Source organism: Paracidovorax cattleyae, assembly GCF_900104515.1.
GTDB lineage: Bacteria > Pseudomonadota > Gammaproteobacteria > Burkholderiales > Burkholderiaceae_C > Paracidovorax > Paracidovorax cattleyae.
In genome coordinates, this window is sequence record NZ_FNJL01000063.1 from 1 (window position 1) to 8,809 (window position 8,809).

Here is an 8,809-nt window from a genome sequence, read left to right on the forward strand (position 1 = left end):
TGCAGCGCTGCCAACCTGCGCTGGGCAGGGTGCGAAGCCTGCTGTGCGACAGCGGCTACGTGGGCAAGCCGTTCGCCCTGGGCGTGCAAGAGATCCTGGGCGAGCACGTCACCGTTCAGATCGCCAAGCGAAGCGAGTTGCACGCGTTCAAGGTGATGCCTCAGCGCTGGGTGGTGGAGCGCAGCTTTGCCTGGTTGGACAAGAACAGGCGTTTATGGAAGAACTGCGAGAGGTTGCTCAACACCAGCTTGCAGTTCGTCCACTTGGCATTCTTGGCTTTGCTGTGTCGAAGATCGTAAACAGGCTCTAAGATCGCCGGCATGACATCGACCCACGCGCCCGCTGCGGCGACCGCTCCCGCCACGCTGCGCGAAGACGCCCGCACCATCGGCCTCATCGGCCTGGCGCACGGCTCCTCGCACTTCTTCCACCTGCTGCTGCCGCCGCTGTTCCCGTTCCTCATCGCGGAGTTCGGCTACAGCTACTCCGAACTGGGGCTGCTGGTGTCGGTGTTCTTCGTCATCTCCGGCGTCGGTCAGGCACTGTCGGGCTTCATCGTGGACCGCGTGGGCGCACGCCCGGTGCTGTTCTTCGCGCTGTCGAGCTTCGTCCTCTCCGGCCTCGTGGCCAGCACCGCCACCGGCTATGCCGGGCTGATGGCCGCCGCGGCGCTGGCGGGCCTGGGCAACGCCCCCTTCCACCCGGTGGACTTCACCATCCTCAACAAGCGCGTGTCGCCCCAGCGCCTGGGCCACGGTTTCTCGGTGCACGGCATCTCCGGCAACCTGGGCTGGGCCACCGCGCCCGTCTTCATGGCCGGCATCACCGCGGCCACCGGGTCCTGGCGGGCGGCCTGCTTCTGCGGCGGAGTGCTGGCGCTGGTCATCCTGTCCATCATGGTCCTGAACCGCAGCGCGCTCGACGACCGCCGTGGCGCGGCCGCCGCTGCCGCGGGCAAGCCCGGCACCGCCACGCCGGCAGGCATCCCGGCCGAGCATCCCATGGCCTTCCTCCGGCTGCCCTCCGTCTGGCTGTGCTTCTCGTTCTTCTTCTGGACCACCTGCTCGCTGAGCGTCATCCAGAGCTTCGCCAGCCCCACGCTGCAGAAGATGTACGGCCTGCCGCTGTCCGTCACCTCCATGGTCGTCACCGGCTACATGCTGTGCGGCGCCGCCGGCATGGTGGTCGGCGGCTTCCTGGCCGGCTGCGTGGCGCGGCTGGAGCGCACCATCACCGTCTGCCTGCTGGCCACGGCCGTGCTGCTGGTCGTCGCCGGCACCGGCCTGCTGCCGGGCATGGCCGCCATGGTCTTCGTGGCACTGGCGGGCGTGGGCACCGGCCTGGCCGGCCCCTCGCGCGACATGCTCATCAAGCGCGCCGCGCCGCCCGGTGCCACCGGGCGCGTCTATGGCACGGTGTACTCGGGGCTGGACCTCGGCTTCTGCGTGGCCGCCCCGGTGTTCGGTGCCATGCTCGACGCAGGCATGACCTCGGGCATCTTCTACGGCTCGGCTGCCGCCCTCGTCCTGGGCGTGGCCTCCGCGGGTGTCGTGGGCATCGGCGTCGCGGCCCGGGCGCGCGCGCAGCGCATGGCTGCGGCATGAGCGGCCCGGCATCCGTGGCGCCTGTGGCCCAGGCGAATGCGCCGCGTTGCCGGTGGTGGTGATCGAACAGGCGCAGGGCAGCGATACCCTGCGCATCGGCGTGCGGCCACGTGCGCTGGCGGCGGCCATGCTGCTGGCCGGGGGCCTGCTGGCGGTGCTTCCCTGGACTGTGGCGGTGCTGTGGGCCGGTGATCCGCAGGCCCGCGCACGCCTCGCGTCGGAAGGTCCGTGGGCCGTGGCGGTGCTGGTCCTGTGGGGCGTGCTGGTCTGCGGCGCGGGCATCGCCCTCGTGCGTTTCGCGCCCCGCAGCCGCGAAGCCCGGCTGTCCCGCCCTGACGGCACCGGCGAAGCCCTGCGCCATTTCCGCGGGGCACCGAGCGTGCGCGACATGGGCGTCGTCCTCTCGCACATCGACGCCATCTGGCTGCGCCGCGTCCCCCATGGCCGCGGAATGCTGCGGCGTGAGGAACTGGTCCTGCGCTGCGTGCACGGCGGGCCCCGCGTGCTGGCCTGGGTGGTCCTGCCCCGGGCCGGCGCACCCTCGCGCCTGGGTGCAGCGGCACACGCGGCCGGCGGATTCCTGGGCGTGCCCGTGGCGCAGGAAGGTGAGCCACTCCCGCCGCGGTCGGCCGAGCGCAGGCGGCAGGTGCGCAGCCTGCCGAAAGTGGCCGAGCCGCCGGTGGATACGCCCCGGCTGCGCCTGCCCGGCCGCTGCATGGCGGCTGCAGGCGCCGCGCTCGCCGCCCTGTTCGCGGCCTGGCTGGCGTGGCAGGTCACCGATGCCGTGCAGACCGGCCACCTCGTCGTCCACCCGCGCGCGGGCGGTGCGCGCCATTACGCCTGGGACGCCGCGCCGGGCCCGTTCGCCATCCAGATGGTGTTCACCGCGGCATTCGCAGCGCTGTGCGCGCTGATCGCGTGGCCGGCCGCGAAGGTGGCGCTGGGTGGTTGGAAGCGGTCCGCCTGAGCCGCTCCCCCATAGGGCCGTCAGGCCTTGCGCGCCAGCTCCTGCGCGTAGCGTTGGCTGGCGACGCCCAGGATGATCCCGAACACGATGAACCCCAGGCCGATCGCATCGGCGAAGCTGGGCCACGGCCCGCGCCCCTGGCTGGAAAACACGATGAAGATGGCCCCGGCCGCGATGAAGAAGATGGGCGCGAGGAACCGGTTGCGCCGCTGCGCTGCGAGCACGACCGCGCTCTGCTGCACCTGCGAATGCAGCGTGCGCGCCTTGGCCTCGCAATCACCCGCGCAGCAGATGGAATGGCCCAGGTCGGTCGCGCAGGCCGGGCACAGCCCCTTGTTGCAGGCGCGGCAGGTGCCGACGGCATCCGAGTCATGGTGTACGAAGCATTTCATGGGAGTCTCCCGCTCTCATTCGCCGGGTGGAGGCGTGTCATGGTCCCACTATCGCATGGCAAGTCCGCTTTTCTGACCGCACGATAGTGGCATCAGCGGCCTGGCTTGCTGCGCTCTGTCCAGTGTCGCAAGACTTTAGCAACAACCCGCAGGACAACGGACACAGCACCACTGCGGCCATCAGAAAGCTCGCGAGCATCACCATATTGAGTGCATCGAAGCTGCCGGCTTTTTCCAGATACAGGGCATGCGCGAGCCAGGAGACCCACCATGCGCCATAGACGCCTGCGGCGATTCCCAGCACGCAGGTGCCTGTTGTCGATATCCTGGTCAAACTGTTCCTCACCATGCATTGCCCTCTCACGCTGGCGTTCGCGCATGGCGCTCGCAGTACGCCTTGAGACCTGCCAGCCGCTTTTCGACCACGCGTGAAAAATACCACGCAGCCGTGGGCTCGATCACGGGGCGCAGCACCGCGGGCCGGGCGACGATGGTGTAGCGGAAGCGCGCCGTTGTGACGTGCGGGGCGATCTCCTGGAATATCCAGGAACCTGCGAATCGCGCCAAAAACCAGGGGCCATCGACCATCTTCACGGCGGCCCGGTGGGGTGGCATCACCTGGACGAATTCGACCTGCATGTCCATGCCCAGCCTGGAACGGATACGGACCTGGGTGCCGACCGAAGGGTCGCCCGGGGGGCCGGAGACCGCGGTGATGCTCTCCGGAAAAGGATCCCAGTCATAGCGGACCGCATAGTCCTGCGACACGCGATAGACGACGTCGGCAGGCGCGGCAATATCTGTGTGGCGTTCCACGAGTGCCATGGCGTGCATCGGCGGCAGGCTGCTTGCCGCCGGTTGTGGCTTTGGAGCCCCCACTATCGCATGGCAGCCCGCGGCAGTGCAGGGAGCCCCGCCGCGACCAGCCCGTCACATGGTCTTCGAATGCCCGTGCGCCGCAGACCTCTCGGACGCCGTGCTGCTCGCCATCACCTTCGCATAGGCGGACTTCGTCAGGTGCACCGAGCAGTACTGATCCAGCTCGGGCTTGATCTTCTCGATGGCATCCTCCTCGAACACCGCTTCCTTCTTGCCGCCCTGCGTGTGGCCCACGGCGTAGTAGATGAACTTGGGCTTGATCGTTTCGTCCATGCCCACGTAGTCGGAGCAGGTGGTCTTCACCAGCGGCTTGCGGGCACTCGCGGCCGGCGCCGGTGCCGTGGCGGCCGCCGGGTTCGTGGCCGCTGCCGGCGTTGCTGCAGGGCTCGGCGTCTGCGCCATGGCCGCGGCGGCGGCCAGGGAGGAAAGGGTCAGGACGGACAGGCGTGCAAGAACTCTCATGGTGTCACTCCTCGATCGAATGATGATGGGCTCCGGTGCATGCGCCGCATCGGCGGCGGCATGCCGGTACCGTGTCGTCCGCCCCTCGCGACATTGGAATCGGCAGGGCTTTCAACGACGGTTTCATCCTAGGAGCGCAGACTTAGAGAGGTCTTAGAGATGGAGCGAATGCGGCGCTCCTGCTCCGGGGCTGCACATCGATGCCCGTCCACGCATGCACAGCATCCGTCTCGACCGCCACATCGAACACCTCGCCCATGGCAGGAAAGCGCAGGCGATAACGCAGCGCTTGGGCGTCGAACCGGAAGTCCTCCGCGAGCCCCTTCACCGCCACCTCCAGCCGCGCGATCGTCCAGGCCTGTACGTCGATCAGTGCAGCGCAGGTGACGGGGCCCTCGCCATGGTCGGTGGTGAGCCACTCCTGGGCCACGACGACGCGCGAATCGGGTGACCAGCACAGCGGCCTGCCGAAGATCCGGTGCGGCACCTCGCGTCCATCGATCGACAGCCGGAAATACTCCGGGCCGAAGCGGATCTCGCCCTCGAAACGCAGGGCTGCGCGGTACGCGCCGTCGGGAGAGCGGGCCATGTGCATGCGTGGGTGGATTTTCCTTGCCGGCCTTCCTGTCAGGCGATGCGGCGCCGCGGCACCAGCCGCGGAATGACCGCTCCCGTGCTCCGCATGTAGTCGCGGTACGCCTGCCCGAACACGTCGCACATCATGGCCTCCTCGCGGGGGATGCGCACGATGCAGAGTATCGCCACCGCGACCAGGGCCGCGGGCCCCGCAATGGCATTGGGCAGCAGCAGGGCCTGCGCCACGCCGAACAGCAGGAACGCGGCATACATCGGATGCCGCACCACGCGGTACACGCCTCGCTGGACCAACTGGTGGTCGTGCCGGATCTCCAGCGTGATCGACCACCACGTGCCCAGCTCCGCGTGGGCGCGCCAGAACACCCACAGGCCCGCGGCCCACACCAGCGCACCGGCATATGGCAGCGCGTCGGGGGCGGCGTCATGCGAGGCTTCATCCAGCCAAGGCGTGAAGATGTACGCCAGCGGCAGCACCATCTGCCCGATCGCCACCAGCGCGATCAGCGCCTTGTCCTGGCGGCTGGAATAGCTCGCCCTCGACGGGCCGGCAGCGCGTGCGCGGCGCTGATAGACGATGCGGATGGCCTGGTAGGCCAGCAGGCCGGCGAGGAATGCCGCCTGGGGTGCGTGAAGATGCATGGGTTTCCCTCCCTGTAGTGTTTGCCCTGCCGTTCGGGTCGGCAAGCTCAGGCCATTCTGTCCCGAGACATGGATGGTGAGCAGTACCCAAAGCTTTGCATCGCCATAAATGGCGCCTTGGGGTCACTCTCCATGCGGCCAACCGCATGCTTGCGGCGCGCATACCTCCGGCCTCGCTATCCAGGCATGTGAAGGTTCGTTCCCGTCAGCCAGCACAGCGCCTGTGAAAGCGCCCTTCGGCCTTGATGGTGGCGTAGGTGGCGTTCAGGTCGGCGCGGATGCCTGGTCCGATGTACACCGGATCAGCAATGATCCCGTCGCACACGAATTCGCCTTTGAATTCAAAGAGTGCCGTCTCGACCACCATGGTCGTGCCGCCCAGCAGCTCATGCAGCGGCGTGGTCAGGCCTTTCACGGCGTATGCATCCTTCAAATCGGCATCCAGCATGAGTGCATACCGGGTCGTGCTCCGCAAGTAGAACCATCGCCCGGCGCGCATTGTCGGGAGCGCGTTTTCGATCTGCGGCACCAACCCGTCACCCGTGGACTTCACCTTTGCCATGGCTCGGTGAAGACGGCCCATGTCGGCCTTCACCAGGTTTCTGGCTTTGGCGAGATCCTTGATCACGCTCCTTGTCGGCTTCTCGCCTTCGTTGATCAGGACCTGAATAAGGACGGCTTCATACGCCTTGATGAATTGCATGGCATCGTCGTGTGGCAGCAGCATGGCGTGGTGACTCGTCGGTGTCGTATCTCAAGGCGGTGGAGCTGTGCATGGTACCCGGTCGGATGTCTGCCAACGCTTTTGGGTCAAACGGCATTGCTGTGCAATTGGTAACTATTTCCTGAGCTACTAGCGCCCTGCTCAGCCGTGGGATTCATATCATGCGCGCCGTCTACATGAATAGAACAAGGGAGCGACGGCATGACTAACATCCTGGCGGTGCCGCAGGAAGCACTGCGTGCTGAACTGTTGCGCAAACTTGCACCGAAGTACGCCACGCGACTTTTCCAATTGCGTGACATCCCGAATGTGATGCGCTTGCGGCTGGGTCGGACGGTGGCAAGTGCGTTGATGGAACGGTGGTTCAACGGTGCATTATTCCGCTTGCCCCCGGAAATGAAGGAAGGTCGCGCGTCCCAGTATCGATTGAGCCAGTTGGCGGGAGTGCATCTGGACGAAACGACCGTCACCATGGCTTGGGCTCTTCGGTTCGCGCGAGTACGGTCTGCCTTGGCCAGATTGCAGGCCCACTGGGCCACTCCTGCCGGGGTGGGCATGTTGATAGTGGCGTATCGCCAACCAATATAGCAGCCAGCAATGTGTGCGCTTTGGCGATCTGTCCCAGCCTGCAAAAATATTGGACGAGACTTGCCAGGTCAACTACCTTGTTTTTGGAAAGTGGAGCGATCCATTGGATGATTTCTATGGTGCGATGGGTGAGGCGCAAATGAACGTGGCTGTTTCAGGTATTGTCATCCCGAAGAATGGTGGGGCATGGTGGAAATCGATGAACTCGGTTTCTATTTGCGCGATTCCTACGAATTCAACGACAACCATGCTTTCCTATCCCAGCCCCTGGGTTGCTGGGGATTCGCCGGTGTGCAATGCGGACCTCCCACACGCACCACCGCGAAAGTTGAAGACGTCATCGTGGATGAAGAACCATCTGCGGTGGAAAGCTATAAATATCTCGTTCAGAACGCCGATTTCCAGCGGTGGAGGGAAAAGCACCAGAAGGGCGGTGATTTCATGGTACTTTCTGATGTTTTGCGCGTCCGCTTGCTGTTTCCGCAAAAATTCTCTTGGTGAATGGTATGGCGCTAAAGAAGACGTATGGGCGAAGGGCGCTCTGGCTTTGCCTTGCAGCGCTTTTCGCATGCTGCGTATGGTATCTGACGACTCCTGTTTTCAAAGGCAGCTACACCAGCCCTCGCCATGTGTATCGTGTGGAGTATTACGATGTATCGCCGATCCAACGGCTCATCCACTACGACATGAAAGTCCCGTCATTCGTGCGTCTTTATCGCATCGAACCAGAGACCTTGATGGGTGAAAGTGATGTGGCTGATCTATGGATCAACGGCCAGCTTTATTGGTGGTTGAATCCGCCAGTCAATGCGGTACAGATCGGACGAGATATTGTATTTGAGAATGTGCCCCCCGAATGTAAGGATTGCCCTCGTCTACCTTCGTCTAACTTCGTCTACCGTCAGGCCGTGAATGGCGTTTGTTTGTAAATCGAGCGAATTTCGGATTGGTATTTGGCGCTGAGACGTCCGTCAATGAGTTTCATTGTATCGTTCAGAATAATTTAAAATAAATTTTTTGTAAGTCCGAATCGATATATAAGGTGAAGACTCCTGTAGCCAGAGGTTTTTGGTTTGACTATGTAATCATCTTCTGCAACGAGTTCATGCTGCGAGCGGCTCTGGAGATTATTGTTCTCTTATGGCATAAACATCGTCTATTGTTTCGGCAACCGCTCTGCACCCCCCCAATATCTTGCATCTGGGTCAAACGCATGCTAGATTTCGTCGCTAATTTTGACAAGATAGAGCGAGCCCGCTTCTGGCGCTGAACGACAAAAAGCTCCAGGTGCGACTCGCTTAGAGGGTGTAGACGAAATCAACCATCGAGCGCGAGCCTGCTGAGCAGGATACGCGCCTCAGCGAGCCAGACCGTGGAGATCGAGGTCTTGCGATCGTGGTGCATGACCATGCGGCGCCAGCGCTCATTCCAGGCCTGGGTTCGCGCAGGGTGCCGGTCGAACGGTTGTCGGGTCGGCGCACGACCTCGACCCGGATGCCATGGGTCTGCTCGATTGCCCGAGCACATTGACCGCCGTGTGCAGCACGTAGCAGCAGGCGTCGACCAAGTGCCGACGCTCGTAGCGGGCTGGCGCACCGCGGCTGCCTTCGGGACGCTCGAAGACGTCCGCGACCAGGCTCCATTCGGTATCGGTCAGATCGGTGCTGTACTGGCCCGTCTCACGCCGGTGCGCTGCGGTGTAGCCATGGCGCTTTGCCACGGCGACCGGGGCAACTGGCTTGACGGACTCACTTCGGGCCTGCCGCGCTGGCATGGAGCGCACGACGCCTTGCGCACGCAGCGTCCTGCGGATGGTTGCCGTGCAGACATGCACCCCGCCAAGATGACCGAGCTCGGCAGCGAGTTCATCGAGCGTCGCATGCGGCATCCGGGAAACGATCTCGCGTAAAAGCAGGATGTGTTGCGGCGTCAACGCCCCAGGTCTGCCGCCTCGGTT

General features: G+C 64.3%; 12 protein-coding genes and 2 pseudogenes. 6 read left to right on the forward strand and 8 right to left on the reverse strand.

What is annotated here, in order from left to right; genetic code table 11:
- From BLR05_RS25025 to BLR05_RS25035, 3 genes are all read left to right on the forward strand, one after another.
- Positions 1-299: transposase (locus BLR05_RS25025; RefSeq protein WP_143016031.1), on the forward strand; the 299-nt coding region annotated here is incomplete at its 5' end.
- A 21-nt stretch (positions 300-320) separates the two neighbouring features.
- Positions 321-1,604 (forward strand): MFS transporter, encoded by a 1,284-nt coding sequence (locus tag BLR05_RS25030; RefSeq protein WP_092840426.1) that lies wholly within the window; start codon positions 321-323, stop codon positions 1,602-1,604.
- A 55-nt stretch (positions 1,605-1,659) separates the two neighbouring features.
- Entirely contained in the window at positions 1,660-2,571 is a 912-nt protein-coding gene (locus BLR05_RS25035; RefSeq protein ID WP_244160183.1) for a hypothetical protein, read from the forward strand.
- A gap of 20 nt (positions 2,572-2,591) precedes the next feature.
- Here the strand turns inward: BLR05_RS25035 and BLR05_RS25040 are convergent, their stop codons facing one another.
- The 7 genes from BLR05_RS25040 to BLR05_RS25065 form a co-directional block, all read right to left on the reverse strand.
- On the reverse strand, positions 2,592-2,963 hold the full coding sequence (locus tag BLR05_RS25040; RefSeq protein ID WP_092840432.1) for a hypothetical protein: 372 nt from the start codon (positions 2,961-2,963) through the stop codon (positions 2,592-2,594).
- A gap of 37 nt (positions 2,964-3,000) precedes the next feature.
- A complete protein-coding gene (locus BLR05_RS26305; RefSeq protein ID WP_143016032.1) occupies positions 3,001-3,267 on the reverse strand; it encodes a hypothetical protein in 267 nt (88 codons plus the stop codon).
- 56 nt (positions 3,268-3,323) lie between these two features.
- Positions 3,324-3,788, reverse strand: coding sequence for an SRPBCC family protein (locus BLR05_RS25045; protein ID WP_244160184.1), 465 nt, complete (start codon positions 3,786-3,788; stop codon positions 3,324-3,326).
- 105 nt (positions 3,789-3,893) lie between these two features.
- Entirely contained in the window at positions 3,894-4,304 is a 411-nt protein-coding gene (locus BLR05_RS25050; protein WP_092840437.1) for an HdeA family protein, read from the reverse strand.
- A 142-nt stretch (positions 4,305-4,446) separates the two neighbouring features.
- Positions 4,447-4,893, reverse strand: coding sequence for a hypothetical protein (locus BLR05_RS25055; protein WP_244160185.1), 447 nt, complete (start codon positions 4,891-4,893; stop codon positions 4,447-4,449).
- Positions 4,894-4,931: 38 nt separating this feature from the next.
- Entirely contained in the window at positions 4,932-5,540 is a 609-nt protein-coding gene (locus BLR05_RS25060; RefSeq protein WP_092840443.1) for a protein-S-isoprenylcysteine O-methyltransferase, read from the reverse strand.
- A 205-nt stretch (positions 5,541-5,745) separates the two neighbouring features.
- On the reverse strand, positions 5,746-6,267 hold the full coding sequence (locus tag BLR05_RS25065) for a hypothetical protein (protein WP_092840446.1): 522 nt from the start codon (positions 6,265-6,267) through the stop codon (positions 5,746-5,748).
- Between the two features lie 198 nt (positions 6,268-6,465).
- On the opposite strand from BLR05_RS25065, the gene BLR05_RS27700 reads away from it, so the two are divergent.
- From BLR05_RS27700 to BLR05_RS27855, 3 genes and pseudogenes are all read left to right on the forward strand, one after another.
- On the forward strand, positions 6,466-6,852 hold the full coding sequence (locus BLR05_RS27700) for a DUF6402 family protein (protein WP_353615690.1): 387 nt from the start codon (positions 6,466-6,468) through the stop codon (positions 6,850-6,852).
- Between the two features lie 13 nt (positions 6,853-6,865).
- Positions 6,866-6,976, forward strand: a pseudogene (locus BLR05_RS27850) (DUF6402 family protein); the annotation flags it as partial.
- 62 nt (positions 6,977-7,038) lie between these two features.
- Entirely contained in the window at positions 7,039-7,353 is a 315-nt protein-coding gene (locus tag BLR05_RS27855; protein WP_353615691.1) for a DUF6402 family protein, read from the forward strand.
- Between the two features lie 816 nt (positions 7,354-8,169).
- Here BLR05_RS27855 and BLR05_RS25080 read toward each other — a convergent pair.
- A pseudogene (locus tag BLR05_RS25080) lies at positions 8,170-8,809 on the reverse strand (COG3415 family protein); the annotation flags it as partial.